The following is a 20,153-nucleotide window of genomic DNA, read 5'->3' on the forward strand; positions in this document are numbered from 1 at the left end:
GGCAGCAGGTTGCAGCGAGGTGACATCAACCACGAACCAGGACCTTGCTCAACGCCTCGAGGAAACGGCTGTTTTCCGCAGGCAGACCAATGGTGATGCGCAAGTGGTTCGGCATGCCGTAATTGGCCACCGGACGCACGATCACGCCTTCGCGCAACAACCCCTGGTACACCGGCGCGGCGACACGCCCCAGGTCGACGCAGATGAAATTGCCTTTGGATGGAATCCAGCCCAAGCCCAGCTCACGCAACCCCGCTTCCAACTGCTGCATACCGGCCGCGTTCAGGCGACGACTTTCCGCCAGGTAATCCTCATCCTGCAATGCCGCACAAGCAGCGGCCAAGGCAAAACTGTTGACGTTGAATGGCTGGCGCACGCGGTTCAGCACATCGGCCACCACAGCAGTGGACAAGCCGTAGCCAACCCGTAGTGAAGCCAGGCCGTAGGCTTTGGAGAACGTGCGCGAAACCAGCAGGTTCGGGTAGGCCGCGAGGAAATCCAGGCCATCGGGCAAATCGCTGCCTTCGGCGTATTCGATGTAGGCCTCGTCCAGCACCACCAGCACGTGCGCGGGCACGTCTTGCAGGAAGTCGTCCAGGGCCTGGGCATCGAACCAGGTGCCGGTCGGATTGTTCGGGTTGGCAATGAAAACCACCCGGGTGTTGGCGTCGATGGCGGCCAGCATGGCCGGCAGATCGTGCCCCCAATCCTTGGCCGGAACCACATGGGCATCGGCGCCGACGGCCTGGGTGGCAATCGGATAGACCGCAAACGCATGTTCGCTGAACACAGCGTTGAGACCTGGCGCCAGGTATGCACGGGCGACCAGCTCAAGAATGTCGTTGGAGCCATTGCCCAGTGTCACCTGGTTCAGCTCGACGCCACAGCGCTCGGCCAGCAGGCTTTTCAATGCAAACCCATTGCCATCGGGGTAGCGGGTCAGCTCGGCCAATTCGTCGCGGATCGCCGCCAGCGCCTTGGGGCTCGCACCCAGCGGATTTTCGTTGCTCGCCAACTTGACGATGCTGGCCGGATCCAGGTCCAGCTCGCGAGCCAGTTCGTCCACGGGTTTGCCCGGAACGTAAGGCGAGAGTTGTTGCACGCCTGGCTGAGCCAGAGCGAGGAAGTTGCCACTCATTTGCTATCCGCCCTTAAAGAACTGCCTTGGGGTAGGAACCCAGCACCTTGAGTGCCACTGCTTCCTGACTGATTTTTTCCAGCACACCTTTTACCAGTGGATCACGGTGGTGGCCGACAAAATCGATGAAGAACACGTAGGTCCATTTACCGCTGCGCGACGGACGGGTCTCGATCCGCGTCAGGTCGATACCGTTGTCATGGAACGGCACCAGCAGTTCATGGAGCGCGCCGGGCTTGTTGCTCATGGACACGATGATCGAGGTCTTGTCGTCGCCGGTCGGCGGCACTTCCTGGCTGCCGATCATCAGGAACCGCGTGGAGTTGTCCGGGCGGTCCTCGATTTTCTCGGCCAGGCGGGTCAGCCCATAGAGGCCGGCCGCCATGTCGCCAGCGATCGCCGCCGAGTTCCACTCGCCCTTGACCCGCTTGGCCGCTTCGGCGTTGCTCGATACAGCCACGCGCTCGACGTTCGGGTAATGGGCGTCCAGCCACTTGCGGCACTGGGCCAACGACTGGGCGTGGGAATAGATCCGGCTGATGCTGTCAGTCTTGGTGTTCTCGCCGACCAACAGGTGGTGGTGGATACGCAGCTCGACTTCGCCGCAGATCACCATGTCATGCTCGAGGAAGCTGTCCAGCGTGTGGTTGACCGCGCCTTCGGTGGAGTTCTCCACCGGCACCACGCCGAAATTCACGGCCCCGGCCGCCACTTCACGGAAGACTTCGTCGATGGCCGCCATCGGCTTGCTGATCACGGCGTGGCCGAAGTGTTTCATGGCGGCAGCCTGGGTGAAGGTGCCTTCCGGGCCCAGGTAGGCGACCTTCAGTGGCTGCTCGAGGGCCAGGCACGAAGACATGATTTCGCGGAACAGACGCGCCATCTCTTCGTTGCCCAGCGGCCCCTTGTTGCGCTCCATGACACGCTTGAGCACCTGCGCTTCACGCTCGGGGCGATAGAACACTGGTACTTCGCCTTCGGCCAGGGAAGCCATCTTCACCCGGGCGACTTCCTGGGCGCAGCGCGCGCGCTCGCTGATCAGCTCCAGGACCTTTTCGTCCAGGGCATCGATGCGCAGGCGCAGCGCCTTGAGTTCTTGCTCAGACATCAGCCATGTTCCTTCTCGAACTCTGCCATGTAGGCGATCAGCGCATTGACGGCGTTGATGTCGACGGCGTTATAGATGGAAGCGCGCATGCCACCGACCGAACGATGGCCCTTGAGGTTCAGCAGGCCACGTTCGTCGGCACCGACCAGGAACGGCTTGTCCAGACGGTCATCGGCCAGGCGGAACGGCACGTTCATCCACGAACGATCGGTCTTGTTGATCGGGTTGCTGTAGAGGCCGCTGGCATCGATGAAGTCATATAGCGTGCGCTGCTTCACTTCGTTGAGCTTGCCGATGGCTTCGACACCGCCCTGCTCTTTCAGCCATTCGAACACCAGGCCGGACAGATACCAGGCCAGGGTCGGCGGCGTGTTGTACATCGAGCCGTTGTCGGCCGCGACCTTGTAGTTGAGCATGGTCGGGCACAGGGAACGGGCGCGACCCAGCAGGTCTTCGCGAATGATGCTGACCAGGATGCCGCTCGGGCCGATGTTCTTCTGCGCTCCGGCGTAGATCATGCCGAAACGGGAGATATCCACAGGACGCGAGAGAATGTCCGAGGACATATCGGCCACCAGGGGCACGTCGCCGGTTTCCGGGATCCAGTTGAACTCCAGGCCACCGATGGTTTCGTTCGGCGCGTAGTGAACGTAGGCCGCATCCTTGGACAGATTCCACTCGTTCTGGCCGGGAATGGCGAAATAGTCGTAGTGCTTGGCGGTGGCAGCCACGTTGACGTGACCGTAGCGCGAAGCCTCTTCGATGGCTTTCTGCGACCAGATACCAGTGTCGATGTAGTCGGCCTTGCCGCTTTCTGGCAGCAGGTTCAGCGGAACCTGGGCGAACTGCTGGCTCGCGCCGCCCTGCAGGAACAACACCTTGTAATTGGACGGGATGTTCAGCAGATCACGCAGGTCCTGCTCGGCCTTGGTGGCAATGGACACGAACTCATCGCTGCGATGGCTCATTTCCATGACGGACAGGCCCTTGCCATGCCAGTCGAGAAGTTCACCCTGGGCACGTTTCAGGACCGCTTCAGGCAACGCCGCCGGGCCGGCACAGAAGTTATAGGCTCTCTTGCTCACATCCAATCTCGCTCTGATCTGGTGGTTCACGCAATTAATACGGTATCAGGTGGTGCGCATTGTGGACCTAGGGCGGGAGAGCAAAGGTGTGGGAGCAAGGCTTGCCCGCGATAGCAGACTGTCATCCAACATTGATGTTGACTGGTCTACCGCCATCGCGGGCAAGCCTTGCTCCCACAAGCTTTGCTCCCACACAAGCCTTGCTCTCACAAAGCTGCAATTTGATACGAAATTTCAAACAGAACAAACAACAAGGGGGCGAATCTTCATCCGCCCCCTGCGTGTCCGCTTAGTCCTGCGGTTCTTCTTCGTCTGCGGCAGCGTCGAGCGATTGGTCGCCGGTCACATCGTCGACATCGGCACCCAGGGCACCGTCGAACACCGCGCCATCCTCGCCTTCCAGCTCCTCGCCCTCGACTTCCGACGGTTCCTGGACCCGCTCAAGCCCTACCAGCGTTTCGTCGCTGGCCAGCTTGATCAGCGTCACACCCTGGGTGTTACGACCCAGGCTCGACACTTCAGCGACTCGCGTACGCACCAAGGTGCCCTGGTCGGAGATCAACATGATCTCCTCGCCATCGAGCACCTGGACGGCGCCGACCAGGCGGCCGTTACGCTCGTTGCTGACCATGGCGATCACGCCCTGGCCGCCACGCTTGTACTCAGGGAATTCGCTGATGGCCGTGCGCTTGCCATAACCACGCGCCGAAGCGGTGAGGATCTGGCTGCCCTCTTCAGGGATCAGCATGGAAATCAGTTTCTGGCCTTCCGGCAGGCGCATGCCGCGTACACCGCGGGCGGTACGGCCCATGGCACGAACATCGGACTCCTTGAAGCGAGTCACCTTGCCACCGTCGGAAAACAGCATCACTTCACGCTCACCATCGGTGATGGCAGCGGAAATCAGCACGTCGCCTTCGTCCAGCTCCAGTGCGATCAGGCCGACACTGCGCTGGCGGCTGAAGGATTCCAGCGGGGTCTTCTTCACGGTGCCGTTGGCGGTAGCCATGAAGATGTAGTGACCCTCGGTGTACTCCTCCACCGGCAACATGGTGGTGATGTATTCACCATCGTCCAGCGGCAGCAGGTTGACCAGCGGACGGCCGCGGGCGGCACGGGACGCTTCCGGGATTTCGTAGGTCTTGAGCCAGTACACCTTGCCCTTGCTGGAGAACAGCAGCAGCGTGGTGTGACTGTTGGCGACCAGCAGGTGAGCGATGTAGTCCTCGTCCTTGACGCCTGTCGCCGACTTGCCTTTGCCACCGCGACGCTGGGCCTGGTAGGCAGCCAGCGGCTGGGTCTTGGCGTAGCCGCCATGGGAAATGGTCACCACGCGCTCTTCTTCCGGGATCATGTCACCCAGGGTCAGGTCCAGGCGCGCATCGAGGATCTCGGTGCGGCGCACGTCGCCGTATTCGGCGCGGATCACTTCCAGCTCTTCGCGGATCACTTCCATCAGGCGCGTGGCGCTATTGAGGATGCGGATCAGCTCGCCGATCTGGTTGAGGATTTCCTGGTACTCGGCCAGCAGCTTCTCATGCTCCAGGCCGGTCAGGCGGTGCAGGCGCAGTTCAAGGATGGCTTGCGCCTGTTCCGGGGACAGGAAGTACTTGCCATCGCGCAGGCCGTATTGCGGATCGAGGTTCTCCGGGCGGCACGAATCGGCGCCGGCGCGCTCGACCATTGCCACCACCGCGGAGGACTCCCAAGGAGTGCTGACCAGCGCTTCCTTGGCTTCCGACGGCGTTGGCGAAGCCTTGATCAAGGCGATCACCGGGTCGATGTTCGACAGGGCAACGGCCTGGCCTTCGAGAATGTGACCACGCTCGCGAGCCTTGCGCAGTTCGAACACCGTGCGACGGGTGACCACTTCGCGGCGGTGACGCACGAAGGCTTCCAGCAGGTCCTTGAGGTTCAGGATCCGCGGACGGCCGTCGATCAGCGCGACGATGTTGATACCGAACACGCTTTGCAGCTGGGTCTGGGCGTAGAGGTTGTTGAGGATCACCTCAGGCACTTCGCCACGACGCAGCTCGATCACGACGCGCATGCCGTCCTTGTCGGATTCGTCACGCAGCTCGGTGATGCCTTCGAGCTTCTTCTCTTTCACCAGCTCGGCGATCTTCTCGATCAGGCGAGCCTTGTTCAGTTGGTACGGCAGCTCGGTGATGACGATCTGCTGGCGACCGCCAACCTTGTCGATGTCTTCGACGGTCGAACGGGCACGCATGTAAATGCGGCCACGACCGGTGCGGTAGGCCTCGATGATGCCGGCACGACCATTGATGATCGCGGCGGTCGGGAAGTCCGGGCCCGGGATGTACTGCATCAGCTCATCGACGGTCAGCTCGGGATTGTCGATGAGGGCCAGGCAACCGTCGATGACTTCACCGAGGTTGTGCGGCGGGATGTTGGTCGCCATGCCCACGGCGATACCGCTGGAGCCGTTGACCAGCAGGTTCGGGATACGGGTCGGCATGACCGCCGGGATCATTTCGGTGCCGTCGTAGTTCGGCACCCAGTCCACGGTTTCCTTGTGCAGGTCGGCCAGCAGTTCGTGGGCCAGCTTGGTCATGCGCACTTCGGTGTATCGCATGGCCGCGGCGTTGTCGCCGTCCACGGAACCGAAGTTGCCCTGGCCGTCTACCAGCAGGTAGCGCAAGGAGAATGGCTGCGCCATACGAACGATGGTGTCGTACACGGCAGTGTCGCCGTGGGGGTGATACTTACCGATCACGTCGCCGACGACACGGGCGGATTTCTTGTACGGCTTGTTGAAGTCGTTGCCCAGTTCGCTCATCGCGAACAGCACGCGCCGGTGCACGGGCTTCAAGCCATCGCGCGCATCCGGCAGCGCCCGCCCGACGATTACGCTCATTGCGTAGTCGAGGTAGGACTGTTTCAGCTCGTCTTCGATATTGACCGGGAGGATTTCTTTGGCCAGTTCGCCCATGAGAAGCCTGATTCCTTTTTCTGGTGAAACCTCGTCACATCCAGATGGGACGAACGAAGCTCGCCGCTGCAGAACAAGTGCCGTGCAGCGACTTACGACAAATCAACGAGTTATGCCATGGATCTGCGCAGTAAAGGCCACCTCGCGAGGCAGCCCTGGAAACCGCCGGATGTTATCACAAGAGCCGCCACGCACCTATCCCCCAGATGCGCATGGTGCGTAGTTAGTTGACCGGTGACAGGCTGATATGGGACCAGAGGGGCTCAGAAGCGCTGCGGATGAAGAATTGAAGGGCAAATGCAAGGCATTTGTTGACTTTCTGGACTCTATCGCGGGCAGGCTCGCCTCCCACAGGGAGTTTTGGTGTGCCCAGAATTCAGGACATAACACCGATCCAATGTGGGAGCGAGCCTGCTCGCGATAGCGCTATGCCTGACGACAAGCGGCTCAGTGCAACCGCTTGCGGCACATCAGCTGCGCCAGCTTCGCGGAATCCGGGCGCTCGATGATGCCCTTTTCCGTGACGATGACATCAATCAGGTCCGCCGGGGTGACATCGAATACCGGATTGAAGGCATCCACATCCGCGCCGAGCCACTTGCCACCGATTTCCAACAGTTCGCGCCCGTCACACTCCTCGATCGGGATGTCATCCCCGCTGGCCAGGCTCATGTCGATGGTCGAGCTCGGCGCCACCACCATGAAGCGTACGCCATGGTGCATGGCGCAGACCGCCAGTTGATAAGTGCCGATCTTGTTCGCTACGTCACCATTGGCGGCGATGCAATCGGCACCGACGATCACCCAGGTCACACCCTTGGTCTTCATGATGTGGGCAGCAGCGGAATCGGCGTTGAGGGTCACCGGGACGCCCTCACGAGCCATCTCCCATGCCGTCAGGCGCGAGCCCTGCAGCCATGGACGGGTTTCGTCGGCATAGACCCGCTCGACCATGCCTTCGATATACGCACCACGGATGACCCCCAAGGCCGTGCCGAAGCCGCCGGTCGCCAGGGCGCCGGTGTTGGAATGGGTCAGGATGGCCTGGGCATTGCCCTGGTGCTTGCGGATCAGGTCGACACCGAGCTGGGCCATGGTCAGGTTGGCTTCACGGTCACTCTCGTGGATCGCGATGGCTTCGGCCTCAAGCACAGCCAGCGGCTCGGCGTGCTCTTTCAAGCGCCCCAGCCGATCGCGCATCCGGTCCAGCGCCCAGAAGAGGTTCGCCGCCGTCGGCCGGGCCTCGGCCAGCAAGGCAAAATCAGCCTCCAGCGCCGCTTGCCAGTCATCCCCCTCAGCCATCCTGGCCCGCGCTGCCAGCACGACGCCATAGGCCGCACTGATGCCGATGACCGGTGCGCCGCGCACCACCCTCGAGCCAATGGCCTCGGCCACATCGGCGGCACGGGTGCAAGCGATCCAGTTTTCCTCGAACGGCAAGCTACGCTGATCCAGCAGGTACAGGACGCCATCGCGCCAATCGATGGCTTTCACCTTCTCCGCAGCCAATAGTCGATCGCGCATCCTTCACCCCGCACTCATGAACAAAAGCCGCCGATTATAGCGATCCCTCCGCGAAGACGCTCGGGTATACTTCGCCATCCTTTATACCCCATGGAACCGTTCCACGATGCCCAAGCCTGCCGTTGCGCTCGACTTATTATTGCTGCCGACCTGGTTGGTGCCTGTCGAACCCGCCGGTGTGGTGCTCAAGGACCATGGCCTGGGCATTCGCGACGGTTGCATCGTGTTCATCGGCCCCCGAGCCGAAGCCCTGAAGTGCGACGCCGCACAGGTCCGCGAGCTGCCCGGCATGCTGCTCAGCCCCGGCCTGATCAATGCCCACGGCCACGCGGCCATGACCCTGTTTCGCGGCCTGGCCGATGACTTGCCCTTGATGACCTGGCTCGAACAGCACATCTGGCCGGCTGAAGCCAAATGGGTCGATGAAGATTTCGTCCGCGATGGCACCGACCTGGCAATCGCCGAGCAGATCAAGGGCGGCATCACTTGCTTCTCCGACATGTATTTCTACCCCAAGGTCGCCAGCGAGTGCGTCCACGACAGTGGCATTCGTGCGCAAATCGCCATTCCGATCCTCGACTTTCCGATCCCCGGTGCCGCCAGTGCCGACGAAGCCATTCGTCAGGGCATCGAATTGTTTGGCGACCTCAAGCACCATCCGCGGATCAAAGTCGCATTCGGCCCGCACGCGCCCTACACGGTGGGCGACGAGAACCTGGAGAAAATCCGCGTGATCGCCGAGGAGCTGGACGCGGCCATTCATATGCATGTCCACGAAACCGCCTTCGAAGTACAGCAGGCTGTGGATAACACCGCTGAGCGGCCGATGGCGCGCCTGGGACGACTGGGTCTGCTGGGGCCACGCTTCCAGGCCGTGCACATGACTCAGATCAGCGACGAAGACCAGGCCTTGCTGGTAGAAAGCAATTGCAGCGTGATTCATTGCCCCGAATCGAACCTGAAGCTGGCCAGCGGCTTCTGCCCGGTGGAGCGCCTGTGGCAGGCCGGCGTCAATGTCGCCCTCGGTACCGACGGCGCGGCGAGCAACAACGACCTGGATCTGCTCGGCGAAACCCGCACCGCCGCCCTGCTGGCCAAGGCCGTCGCCGGCTCGGCCACCGCCCTGGATGCCCATCGGGCACTGCGCATGGCCACGCTCAATGGCGCCCGGGCGCTGGGCATCGAGGCGACAGTCGGCTCGCTGGAAGTGGGCAAGGCCGCCGACCTGGTGGCCTTCGATCTGTCGGGACTGGCCCAGCAGCCGATCTACGACCCGGTGTCGCAGTTGATCTATGCCACCGGTCGCGATTGCGTCAAACACCTGTGGGTGGGCGGCAAGCCGTTACTGGAGGATGGCCGGCTGACTCGCATGGACGAATCAAGCCTGATCGCCACGGCCCAGGCCTGGGGTCGCCGCATCAGCGGTCACAACGAATAACCACGCCCCTTGAGCCACGGCTCGGGGCACTGATTTTCCAAGCTTTTCGAGGATCTGCACATGAGCAACGTCGACCACGCCGAAATCGCCAAATTCGAAGCCCTGGCCCATCGCTGGTGGGACCGTGAAAGCGAATTCAAACCGCTGCATGACATCAACCCGCTGCGGGTCAACTGGATTGACGAACGGGTCAACCTGGCCGGCAAGAAGGTCCTCGACGTCGGTTGCGGCGGCGGCATCCTCAGCGAGGCCATGGCCCAGCGCGGGGCGACGGTAATGGGCATCGACATGGGCGAAGCGCCGCTGGCGGTTGCGCAACTGCACCAGCTGGAATCCGGCGTCAACGTGGAATACCGGCAGATCACCGCCGAAGCCCTGGCCGAAGAAATGCCCGGTCAATTCGACGTGGTCACCTGCCTGGAAATGCTCGAACACGTGCCAGACCCGTCCTCGGTCATCCGCGCTTGCTTTAGCATGGTCAAGCCCGGCGGCCAGGTGTTCTTCTCCACGATCAACCGCAACCCGAAAGCCTACTTGTTCGCCATCATCGGCGCCGAATACATCATGAAGCTGCTGCCACGCGGCACCCACGACTTCAAGAAATTCATCCGCCCTTCCGAGCTGGGCGCCTGGAGCCGCATGGCCGGGCTGACCGTCAAGGACATCATTGGCCTGACCTACAACCCGCTGACCAAGCACTACAAGCTGGCCGCCGATGTTGACGTCAACTACATGATCCAGACCCTGCGCGAGGAGTAAGTCGATGCGTCTCAAAGCGGTTCTTTTCGACATGGACGGCACGCTGCTCGACACCGCGCCGGATTTCATCGCCATCTGCCAGGCCATGCGCGCCGACCGTGGCTTGCCACCGATGAACACGCAGCACATTCGCGACGAGATTTCCGGCGGCGCCCGGGCGATGGTCGCGGTGACCTTTTCCATGGACCCGGAATCACCAGGGTTCGAGGACCTGCGCCAGGAATTCCTCGACCGCTACCTCAAGGGTTGCGCGGTCCACAGCCACCTGTTCGACGGCATGGCCCAGGTGCTGGCCGATATCGAAGCGGCCAACCTGATCTGGGGCGTGGTCACCAACAAACCGGTGCGTTTCGCCGAACCGATCATGCAGCAACTGGGCCTGGCCGAGCGTTCGAAAGTGCTGATCTGCCCTGACCACGTGAAAAACAGCAAGCCGGACCCGGAACCGCTGACCCTGGCGTGCAAGCTGCTCGACCTGGACCCGGCCAGCGTGTTGTTCGTGGGCGATGACCTGCGGGACATCGAGTCCGGCCGCAGCGCCGGCACCAAGACCTGCGCGGTGACCTACGGCTACATCCACCCGGACGACAACCCCCGGCACTGGGGTGCGGATGTGGTGATCGATCACCCGTTGGCGCTGCGCGAGGTGCTGGATAACGCGTTGTGCAGTTGCTGATCTGACTGTTCTTGTGGTGACGGGATTTTTGTGGGAGCAAGGCTTGCCCGCGATGAAGGCGATGCGGTCTTTCAGAAATCGCGACGCCTGTTCGCGAGCAAGCCCTGCTCCCACAGCCTGCTCCCACATAGCGGGGAAAATCCCCTCGCCACACAGCGTCTGCCAACAGATTGACTTGTTGAGGTTTTTTTATGTTTGATTATTCCGCCCGCCCCGACCTGCTCAATGGCCGGGTGATTCTGGTTACCGGCGCCGGTCGCGGGATCGGGGCCGCTGCGGCGAAAGCCTACGCAGCCCACGGTGCCACTGTGCTGTTGCTGGGCAAGACCGAAGCCAACCTGACCCAGGTCTACGATGAGATCGAGGCGGCCGGTCATCCGCAGCCAGCGGTGATCCCGTTCAACCTCGAAACGGCGTTGCCTCATCAGTACGATGAACTGGCGGCGATGATCGAAACCGAGTTCGGTCATCTGGACGGCCTGCTGCACAACGCCTCGATCATCGGCCCGCGCACACCGCTGGAACAGTTGTCCGGCGAGAACTTCATGCGCGTGATGCATGTGAACGTCAACGCCATGTTCATGCTCACCAGCACCTTGCTGCCCCTGCTCAAGCTGTCCAAGGACGCCTCCGTGGTATTCACTTCCAGCAGCGTCGGGCGCAAGGGCCGGGCGTACTGGGGCGCCTATGGCGTGTCCAAGTTCGCCACCGAAGGGCTGATGCAGACCCTGGCCGACGAAGTCGATACCGTCGCCGCAGTGCGCGCCAACAGCATCAACCCCGGCGCTACCCGCACCAGCATGCGTGCCCAGGCCTATCCAGGGGAAAATCCGCTCAACAATCCGACGCCTGAAGAGATCATGCCGGTCTATCTGTACCTCATGGGCCCGGACAGTACCGGTATCAACGGCCAAGCCTTCAACGCGCAATAACTGCCTTTCTCCGCGTCGCGACGATTTACCGTCGCGACGCGGGCTCCTTCAATCGCCTGCCAGGCGAAACGCCAAGCCCACGCCGCCCAAATGCTGACGCGGCGCTCGCCCATGATCATCAATTCATTGATTTCTATCGGTTTTTATTCTAATGAACTGAATGGCACGACTTTCGCTCTAAATATCCTCAAACACGCCATGTTCGGCGGGGAACGGACGTTGAGACGAGTCTTACGCCTGACAGGGAAAGCGGTCTAAACTCAAATCAGATGTCCTACGGGACTGAAGGATCAGTACGACACGCTACCTTAAGCGGCATCACCCAGCCCGGCAGGACAGATTTAGCTTAGGGGCTAACGCCAAATGAAAACGCCCACCCAGATCAACGCGATAGACTTCGACAGCGCCAAGTTGCAGCGCCTGGGCTTCGGCCAGCCGTCGCCGCTCGTGCCACGCTCGGTCAGCCTTTCGCAATTGCGCAAGCAACTGGGCCAACAATTGCAGACCAGCCTGGAACCACAACGCATCCTGGGCCTGTTTTTCCGGGAAGTTCAGCGATTGGTGCCCCTGGATGCATTGGCCTATCAACACAAGCCCAGCGATCTGCGTCTCGAACTCGGACAGCGGGGCCATCACACCCTCAGCTACAACCTCAGCCATGAAGGCGAACACTTGGGCGAGTTGGTATTCCGGCGCAACCAACGCTTCTCTGAGGCGGAACAGGCCGACTTGGAATCGGTGCTCTCGACATTGCTGTATCCATTGCGCAACGCGCTGCTTTATCGAGCCGCCACTCAAAGCGCGCTGCGCGATCCGCTGACCGGCACCGGTAACCGCATCGCCATGGACCAGACCCTGGTTCGTGAAATCGACATGGCTAGGCGGCATCTACAACCCTTGTCGCTGCTGATGCTCGACATCGATCATTTCAAGCGTATCAACGACAGCCATGGGCATGGCGTCGGCGACGAAGTGCTCAAGGCCGTGGCCGAATCGATCAAGAGCCAACTGCGCAATGTGGACATGGTGTTCAGGTTCGGCGGTGAAGAATTTCTGATTCTGCTGGCCAATACCAGCCGCGACGCTGCGGCCATGGTGGGGGAACGGCTACGTTATGCCGCCCAGGCCCAGGATTATTTCGCCGCTGGCACACGGATCGAACTGACGGTGAGCCTGGGTTGCGCGACGTTGCTACCGGGGGAGTCCTCGGAAAGCCTGCTACGCAGGGCCGACAGCGCGCTGTACGTCGCCAAACGCGAAGGACGCAATCGGCTGGCGATGGCAGGCTGAAAATAACTGTGGGAGCGAGCTTGCTCGCGATAGTGGTCTAGCCGTCAACCTCCCCGTCGACTGCCAGGCCTCTTCGCGAGCAGGCTCGCTCCCACATGGGTGCAGCTATCTGTAGCGGTAGAAATCAGCTCCCGGCCAGCGCCAGGCGCTCACGGGTGGAAGAAGATTTGCCCACGGACTCCGACTGCTCCAGTTGCATGCAACGCTCCAGGAACAGGTACATGTAGTCGTAGCTCTTGCACACAGCCTGTCGCAGCTCCGTTTGCAGGGCCTTGCTCGGATTCATCCCCGCCAGCGTACAGATGATTTCCAGGGCCTCCCAAGGATGGGCGTCATCGTACTGGGCATGCATCTTCAGCCATTTCATGGCCCGCTTGCGATCTTCCTCGGCGAAAGCCGCCGCATAGACGCCGGTGGAACACACCAGCGCCGACCACTCTCCCGTCGCCCCCTCAATGGCATAGTTGGTCGCGGCGATGGCCACGATCAGCGAATCCGAGGAGCTGGTGTGCCAGCACCAGTGGCTCAAGGCATGAAGCTCGGGTGGCACATGCTGGGCTTGCAGGTCTTCCAGGCTCACGCCATGGGCGGCGCTCCAGTTCACCCAGTAGTCGGCATGGTTGAGTTCGACACGAATGTTACGCATCAGCCAGCGACGCGCCATGTCCTCGCCGGGATGGCGGGCGAAGCGGGTCTTGGTGAGGTTCTGTGCCATGTATAAAGCGAACTGTTCGACGACCGGCCAACCACCAATGAGGTAGTGGCGCATGGTCTTGGCGCTGAGCTTGTTGTCGCGCATGCGCTGATACAGTTCGTGTTCGACAACCCGGCGCTTGCTCTCGCTGCAATCGGTAATGAGCTGCTGTGCCCATTTCGGATAGCTCGTGGGGTCCATGAGCGGGCCTGTTCGGTTGAATGTGTCGATCACTGTCGGGCTCCTTTTGATTGTGATTTTCCGGATCAACAAGAGGTTCAGCGGAACGTGCCGGGGGCCTTGAATAACAACGGCTGGGGCCGGGCCGGCCGACATTGCAACGTGTCGCAGGTAAACAATTGCGGGCGTTCGATCACATACCCCTGAGCGTAGTCCACCCCAATCTCCAGCAATGCCTGCTCGATCTGGGCGGTTTCAACAAACTCGGCAATCGTGCGCTTACCCATGACGTGACCGATGTGATTGATCACCTCGACCATTGCACGGTTAATCGGGTCGTCCAGCATATCCTTTACGAAACTCCCATCGATCTTCAGGAAGTCTACAGGTAAATGTTTCAGGTAAGCGAATGAAGACATTCCGGCGCAAAAGTCATCCAGCGAGAAGTAACAGCCCAAGCTCTTGAGTTCATTGATAAAGCGGATCGCACTACCCAAATTCGAAATAGCGCTGGTTTCTGTAATTTCAAAACAAATCATTTCTGGCGGAATCGAGTAGGCCGCAAACTGTTTACGCAGGAAATCGAGAAACGCCTGATCTCCGATAGTAGTGCCTGACAGATTGATCGCACACATCGCCATGGGTCCCTGTCGCGAATCATTCAGGCATTGGCGGATGATCTTGAAGACATTTTCCACCACCCAACGGTCCAGGGACGTCATCAGGCCATAGCGTTCCGCTGCGGGAATGAAGCTGTCCGGCAGGATCATCCGCCCGGCTTCATCGTGCAGGCGCAGCAGGATTTCAATGTGCCCACCACCATGATCGCCCGGCCCCAGCGCGGCGATTTCCTGGGCATAGAGGCAGAAGCGATTTTCCTCCAGGGCCATATGCAAGCGCTGGACCCAGGCCATCTCGCCAAAACGCAGGGACAGCTCCGAGTCGTCGGCGTGATAGACCTGGACCCGGTTACGCCCCTTTTCCTTGGCCATATAGCAGGCCATGTCGGCAGCCCGCAGGGACGCCTCCAGGGTGGTCGGCGTCTGGGCGATATGCACCAGGCCGATGCTCACAGTGGTCACGAACGGCCGCCCCTTCCAGACAAAGTGCAGGTTCTGCACGGTCTGGCGCAGCCCTTCGGCGATCTTTTCCGCCGCTTCCGGCGAACAGTTCTCCAGCAAGATCCCGAACTCATCCCCGCCCAACCGGGCCAGGGTGTCGTTTTCCCGCAGCCCTGATTGCAGCAAGGCGCAGATATGACGCAACAATTCGTCGCCCGCGGCATGGCCGCAGGTGTCGTTGACCAGCTTGAACTGGTCCAGGTCGAGAAACATCAAGGCATGGCGCCCGACCTGGCGGGTAAGGTTGTGCAAGGCCTGCTCGAGGCGATACTCGAACTCCCGGCGGTTCGCCAGGCCAGTCAGGGCGTCATGGGTGGCCTGCCACGACAGGTTGGCGATGTATTGACGCTCCTGGGTCATGTCATGCAGCACCAGCACGGCGCCGCTGACCTTGCCCGCATGACGGATCGGCGCGCCCACCAAGGTGACCGACACGGTGCTGCCGTCCAGGCGCTGGATCAGTTTCGAATGCTCGCTGGCGCCGCTGAGCCGGCCGCTGAGGATGTGCTCGATCAGGGTCAGCCCCTCGGTCTGGGCATTGTCATCGAGCAAATTGAACAGCGCGGCCAGGGGCAGGCCCGTCGCGTGTTCGGTTTTCCAATGGGTCATCGCCTCGGCAGCGGGGTTCATATAGGCGATGGCACCCTCGACGTCGGTGGTGATGACCCCGTCGCCAATGGATTGCAGGGTGATCTGCGCCCGTTCTTTCTCCATCTGCAGCGCATTGGCGAACACTTGTCGCTGGGCCAGCAGTTTATGGGTACGCAACAACGCCAGGACGATCAACCCCAGGGCGGTGGCGAAATTGGTCACCAGCAAGAGCCGCAGGATGAAACGCGAACCCTCGCCCAATGCATCGCTGAAGGCCTTGGCGGCCGGGGTGACGGAGTCATTGATCGCAAAAATCTGGGCCTTCCAGCCCCGGATATCCAGCTCCGACGCCAGGCCTGCGCTAATGCTACCGTGCATCTGCCGGGCGACGTTGTCCAGCTCGATCAGGTAGCCGTCGCCCACCGTCCAGAGATCGATGGCTTCTTCCAGGTAGCTGAAGTGACGAAAATTCAGATAAAGCCAGATCAGGCTGGACACATCGTCCGGATGATTGCCGCCCTTGAGGATGCCCGCCCTTGCCGCTTTCAGGTCCGGTGGTTCGCGGTCCAGCGCCACTCGCAACTCATGGCCGCCCTCAGGGACGGCGATGGCTTGCTGGTATTTGCGAAAAATTGTCTCGTCACGGCTGTCGGCGTAGAGATTGAGGTAATAGATGGCGTCTTTCTGGCCCTTGGACCAGAGGCTCTCCCCCGCCACGTAGCCGCGAACGGCGGACAGCACGTAAAGACTGACGCCGCCAAGCAATGCCTGAAATAGCACAACGGCGATAAAGGGCCAGACGATGCCCAGCAGCCGAGGTGTTCCGAGAGTCTGCTTTTGCTTCATGAGGTCCCTTGCACAGGTATTGCCGGACGAACACCCGCCAGAATTCCGCTCCTGACTCAATAGCCTAGGCTAGTTTTCAACCCTTCGAATGAATGGATGAACAGATCGACAGGCTTTGCGTGGAATTGGGAAAAATCGGCGTGTTTGCCTGCTTTTTTTCCGATACTAAGCGCAGAAAAGCTGCGCAAACTCAAGGCTGCTGTATCTGTTGCAAGTGACCGTAGAGTCGGGCGTAGAGACCGCCCTCGGCAATCAACTGCAAATGGTCGCCGTCTTCGGCGATTTGCCCACCGTCGAACACCAATACCCGATCGGCCTGCTTCACCGCCGAGAGCCGGTGGGCGATGATCAGTGTGGTGCGTGCACTCAAAAAGCGCGCCAGTGCCTGGTGGAGGTTGTACTCGGTGGCAGCGTCCAGTGCCGAGGTGGCTTCGTCGAGAATCACCACCCGGGGGTTGGCCAGTACCATGCGGGCGATGGCCAGCCGTTGACGCTGCCCGCCCGACAACCGCACCCCGGAACGCCCTACTACACTCTCCAGGCCCAGGGGCAGCGCCCGTACAGTGGCATCGAGCTGGGCGATTTCCAGTGCCCGCCAGCAGTCGTCGTCACTGCACTCACGCCCCATGGAGAGGTTCGCACGCACCGTGTCGTTGAACAGCGCCGGATGTTGCAACACCACTGCAACATTCTCCCGAATAGTCTCCAGGCCGATCTCCTGCTGCGTGGCGCCACCAAAACGAATGCTGCCCGATTGCGGCGTGTACAACCCCAGCAACAACTGCACCAGGGTGCTCTTGCCGCCGCCGCTGGCACCGACAATAGCGACTTTCTCGCCAGGCGAGATGGACAGGTTCAACTGGTCGAGCACCAGTTCTTCACCGTAACCGAAACTCAACCCCTGGATATCGATGCCTACGGTGTCACGCCCCTTGAACGGATCGACGACACCCGTGTACTGAGGCTCGTCGGCCCGGGCCAGCAGTTCATTGATCCGGTTCAAGGCACCGCCAGCGGCATAAAAGGCGTATTGCAGATTGAGCAACTGCTCGACCGGACCGATCATGAACCAGAGATAGCTGAATACCGCCAGCATCTGGCCGATGGACAGGTCGGAAAAAACTACGGTGAGCATGGCCGCCGCGCGAAAAATATCGATGCCGAACTGGAACAGCAAACCACTGGCGCGGTTCGAGGCGTCGGTTTTCCACTGCGAACTCACGGCGTAATCACGGACTTCCTTGGCACGCATCCCCAAGCGGCCAAGGAAATAACCCTGGCGGTTACCGGCGCGCACTTCCTGGATGGCATCCAGGGTTTCGGTCAAGGCCTGGGTGAAGCGCGAGGTGCTGTCGTTCTCCAGTTTCTTGAGGTGCTTGACTCGCTTGCCCAACTGCACCGTGGCGTAGATCACCAGCGGGTTGAACAGCAGGATCAACAGCGCCAGTTCCCAGTGCATCCATACCAGGATCCCGGCCGTGCCCACCAGGGTCAGCATCGCCACCAGGAAACGGCTGAGGGTTTCACCGATGAATTTGTCGAGGGTGTCCAGGTCGGTGACCAGATGGGCTGCCACGGTACCGCTGCCCAGGCTTTCGTACTCGCCCAGGGAGATTCGCTTGAGACGCTCGATCAGCCGGATGCGAATGCGATAGACGATGTCCTTGGCCAACCTGGCGAACAGGCGCGCCTGCACCACGTTGAACAGCAATGCGCCACAGCGCAGGGCCAGGGTCACCAGCAACATCAGCCCGATATAACCGGCAGCGCGCTGCCAACCCATGGGCAATGCATGGTTCATGACTTTCAAGGCGGCATCGCCATGACCCAGCAGCACTTCGTCGACCAGCAATGGCAACAGCAACGGGATCGGCACGCTGCACAGCGTCGCCAGCACAGCCACGCCGTTGGCGATCCACAGGGCTTTTTTATGCTTGAGGGCCAGGCGACGGATTTCCGTCCAGCTCAACCGGTCGATACGCGGCGAGGCCGATGTATCCTGCGGCCGCTCAGGCACAGGCCGCGCGCTCGAGCCAACGGCCCAGCAAAGGCGACAGTTGGCTCAGGGGCTGATAACCGTTGGTCAGCAAGGCCAACTGGCCGTCACGCTCGGCCAACAACGTGGGGAACCCGGCAATGCCCAAGTCCTGCACCCAGGTGAAATCCGCAGCGGTGGCGGCATGTTGGTCGGCGCGGTCGAAAGCCGCGGCGAATTCGATGCGTGGCAGCCCGGCCTGTTCGGCCAGCTCCACCAGGACGCTGGCGTGGGTGACATCACGGCCTTGCACATAAAAGGCTTCCTGGATCAGCTTCAACAGCTTCCAGGCCAGGTCCGGGGCCAGGCTGCGGGCCGTCACCAGTGCCCGACAGGCAGGCTCTGTGTCGTAGACGAAACCGTCCGGCAACGCACCTTCAAGCTTGAAGGGTTGGCCGGTGGCCTGGGTGACGGCCTGCCAGTGTTCAAGAATGTAGCGGCGGGTGGTCGGCTCCAGCGCCGAACCGCTGCCGGTGCGCAAGCCGCCCACCACCAGGTGCAACTCCACCCCCGCGGCATGCGCCTGCCCCACCAATGCCTCGGCCACCGGCGCAAAGCCCCAGCACCAGGAACACATCGGGTCCATCACATAGAGCAAGCGTGACGCCATGGTTCAGGCCTCGGAAGATGTCTGCTTATAGTTGTAGCCGATCGGGTGCGGCATGTTGCGAGCCTTGGCCAATTCGATCTGCTTCTGCCGGTCGATGGCGCTGCGCCGGGTTTTCTCGCTCAGCTTATCCCAGCAATGTGGGCAACTGATGCCAGGTACATAGTGCTCCGAGGCGCGGTCTTCGACGCTGACCGGAGTACGACAAGCGTGACATTGATCGTAGTCGCCTTCGCTGAGGTCGTGGCGAACGGTGACGCGGTTGTCGAACACGAAGCAGTCGCCGCGCCACTTGGTTTCTTCCTGAGGCACCTCTTCGAGGTATTTCAGGATGCCGCCCTTGAGGTGATAGACCTCGTCGAACCCCTGGCCAAGCATGTAGCTGGAGGCTTTTTCACAACGAATGCCGCCGGTGCAGAACATCGCGACTTTCTTGTGCCGGGCCGGGTCGAAGTTGGCTTTGATGTACTCGGGGAATTCGCGGAAGCTGGTGGTCTTGGGATCGACGGCGCCTTCGAAGGTGCCGATGGCCACTTCGTAATCGTTGCGGGTATCGATCAGCAGCACTTCCGGATCGCTGATCAGTGCGTTCCAGTCCTGCGGTTCGACATAGGTGCCGACCTGCTTGTTCGGATCCACGCCTTCAACGCCCAGGGTGACGATTTCTTTCTTTAGCTTGACCTTGGTGCGGTAGAACGGCTGCTCGTCGCAGTACGACTCTTTATGGTCGATGTCGATCATGCGCGGATCGTTCTTGAGCCATGCCAGCAGGCCATCGATGCCTTCACGAGTACCGGAAACCGTGCCGTTGATGCCTTCTTCGGCGATCAGCAACGTGCCTTTGATGCCGTTGTCGAGCATGGCCTTGAGCAGGGGCTCACGCAGCTCGACGTAATCTTCCAGGGTGACGAACTTATACAGTGCCGCCACGACAATGGGTTGTGCCATGGGTGTTTCTCCAGGTGGCTACCCTCGTAAAGGGTGAACCGGATGCGAAAAAAAACGCGCCGGGTGAGCGGCGCGTTGCGGATTCTAACAAAAACGATGTGGCTTTAGGAGCGAAGTGCCCTGAAGCGAAGCGCTTATCGTGGCGAGGGAGCTTGCTCCCGCTCGACGGCGAAGCCGTCGCTCAGGGGGCCGCTTCGCAGCCCAGCGGGAGCAAGCTCCCTCGCCACA

Annotated in this window: 15 protein-coding genes; 5 read left to right on the forward strand and 10 right to left on the reverse strand. The window is 61.0% G+C overall.

The annotated features are described in order from the left end of the window. Positions 1 to 25 precede the first annotated feature (25 nt). The 5 genes from hisC to mtnA all read right to left on the reverse strand — a co-directional run bounded on the left by hisC (position 26) and on the right by mtnA (position 7,808). Positions 26 to 1,138 (reverse strand): histidinol-phosphate transaminase, encoded by a 1,113-nt coding sequence (gene hisC / locus GN234_RS10010; protein WP_116831762.1) that lies wholly within the window; start codon positions 1,136 to 1,138, stop codon positions 26 to 28. 13 nt (positions 1,139 to 1,151) lie between these two features. After that, a complete protein-coding gene (gene pheA, locus GN234_RS10015; RefSeq protein ID WP_003199233.1) occupies positions 1,152 to 2,246 on the reverse strand; it encodes a prephenate dehydratase in 1,095 nt (364 codons plus the stop codon). Continuing rightward, positions 2,246 to 3,331: a 3-phosphoserine/phosphohydroxythreonine transaminase gene (gene serC / locus GN234_RS10020; RefSeq protein WP_176688393.1), complete on the reverse strand. Its 1,086-nt coding sequence runs from the start codon at positions 3,329 to 3,331 to the stop codon at positions 2,246 to 2,248. The genes pheA and serC overlap by 1 nt, the downstream gene beginning before the upstream one ends. A 289-nt stretch (positions 3,332 to 3,620) precedes the next feature. Continuing rightward, positions 3,621 to 6,284 carry a DNA gyrase subunit A gene (gene gyrA / locus GN234_RS10025; RefSeq protein ID WP_109751396.1) on the reverse strand — a complete coding sequence of 888 codons (2,664 nt, stop codon included), beginning with the start codon at positions 6,282 to 6,284 and terminating at the stop codon, positions 3,621 to 3,623. Positions 6,285 to 6,731: 447 nt separating this feature from the next. Next, positions 6,732 to 7,808: an S-methyl-5-thioribose-1-phosphate isomerase gene (gene mtnA, locus GN234_RS10030; RefSeq protein WP_176688394.1), complete on the reverse strand. Its 1,077-nt coding sequence runs from the start codon at positions 7,806 to 7,808 to the stop codon at positions 6,732 to 6,734. Positions 7,809 to 7,914: 106 nt separating this feature from the next. Here mtnA and GN234_RS10035 point away from each other — a divergent pair, with 106 nt between their 5' ends. From GN234_RS10035 to GN234_RS10055, 5 genes are all read left to right on the forward strand, one after another. Continuing rightward, positions 7,915 to 9,246, forward strand: coding sequence for a TRZ/ATZ family hydrolase (locus GN234_RS10035; RefSeq protein WP_109751394.1), 1,332 nt, complete (start codon positions 7,915 to 7,917; stop codon positions 9,244 to 9,246). 60 nt (positions 9,247 to 9,306) lie between these two features. After that, complete coding sequence (gene ubiG / locus GN234_RS10040) at positions 9,307 to 10,005, forward strand: bifunctional 2-polyprenyl-6-hydroxyphenol methylase/3-demethylubiquinol 3-O-methyltransferase UbiG (protein WP_116831759.1); 699 nt, start codon at positions 9,307 to 9,309, stop codon at positions 10,003 to 10,005. Between the two features lie 4 nt (positions 10,006 to 10,009). Further along, positions 10,010 to 10,681, forward strand: coding sequence for an N-acetylmuramic acid 6-phosphate phosphatase MupP (mupP, locus tag GN234_RS10045; RefSeq protein ID WP_109751392.1), 672 nt, complete (start codon positions 10,010 to 10,012; stop codon positions 10,679 to 10,681). A 191-nt stretch (positions 10,682 to 10,872) separates the two neighbouring features. Further along, the gene (locus tag GN234_RS10050; protein ID WP_109751391.1) at positions 10,873 to 11,613 is read left to right on the forward strand and encodes a YciK family oxidoreductase; all 741 of its coding nucleotides are present in this window, start codon (positions 10,873 to 10,875) and stop codon (positions 11,611 to 11,613) included. 363 nt (positions 11,614 to 11,976) lie between these two features. Further along, positions 11,977 to 12,903 (forward strand): GGDEF domain-containing protein, encoded by a 927-nt coding sequence (locus GN234_RS10055; protein WP_109751390.1) that lies wholly within the window; start codon positions 11,977 to 11,979, stop codon positions 12,901 to 12,903. A 124-nt stretch (positions 12,904 to 13,027) separates the two neighbouring features. On the opposite strand, the gene GN234_RS10060 is transcribed toward GN234_RS10055, so the two are convergent. The 5 genes from GN234_RS10060 to trhO form a co-directional block, all read right to left on the reverse strand. After that, the gene (locus GN234_RS10060; protein ID WP_269154684.1) at positions 13,028 to 13,798 is read right to left on the reverse strand and encodes a TenA family transcriptional regulator; all 771 of its coding nucleotides are present in this window, start codon (positions 13,796 to 13,798) and stop codon (positions 13,028 to 13,030) included. Positions 13,799 to 13,875: 77 nt separating this feature from the next. Next, complete coding sequence (locus tag GN234_RS10065) at positions 13,876 to 16,335, reverse strand: EAL domain-containing protein (protein ID WP_109751388.1); 2,460 nt, start codon at positions 16,333 to 16,335, stop codon at positions 13,876 to 13,878. 190 nt (positions 16,336 to 16,525) lie between these two features. Beyond that, positions 16,526 to 18,352 (reverse strand): ABC transporter ATP-binding protein, encoded by a 1,827-nt coding sequence (locus GN234_RS10070; protein WP_176688395.1) that lies wholly within the window; start codon positions 18,350 to 18,352, stop codon positions 16,526 to 16,528. Further along, on the reverse strand, positions 18,345 to 18,947 hold the full coding sequence (locus GN234_RS10075) for a DsbA family protein (protein WP_176689579.1): 603 nt from the start codon (positions 18,945 to 18,947) through the stop codon (positions 18,345 to 18,347). The genes GN234_RS10070 and GN234_RS10075 overlap by 8 nt, the downstream gene beginning before the upstream one ends. A gap of 36 nt (positions 18,948 to 18,983) precedes the next feature. Continuing rightward, positions 18,984 to 19,925, reverse strand: coding sequence for an oxygen-dependent tRNA uridine(34) hydroxylase TrhO (gene trhO, locus GN234_RS10080; RefSeq protein ID WP_109751385.1), 942 nt, complete (start codon positions 19,923 to 19,925; stop codon positions 18,984 to 18,986). Between the last annotated feature and the right edge of the window lie 228 nt (positions 19,926 to 20,153).

It is taken from the genome of Pseudomonas bijieensis (assembly GCF_013347965.1).
Classification (GTDB): Bacteria; Pseudomonadota; Gammaproteobacteria; order Pseudomonadales; family Pseudomonadaceae; genus Aquipseudomonas; species Aquipseudomonas bijieensis.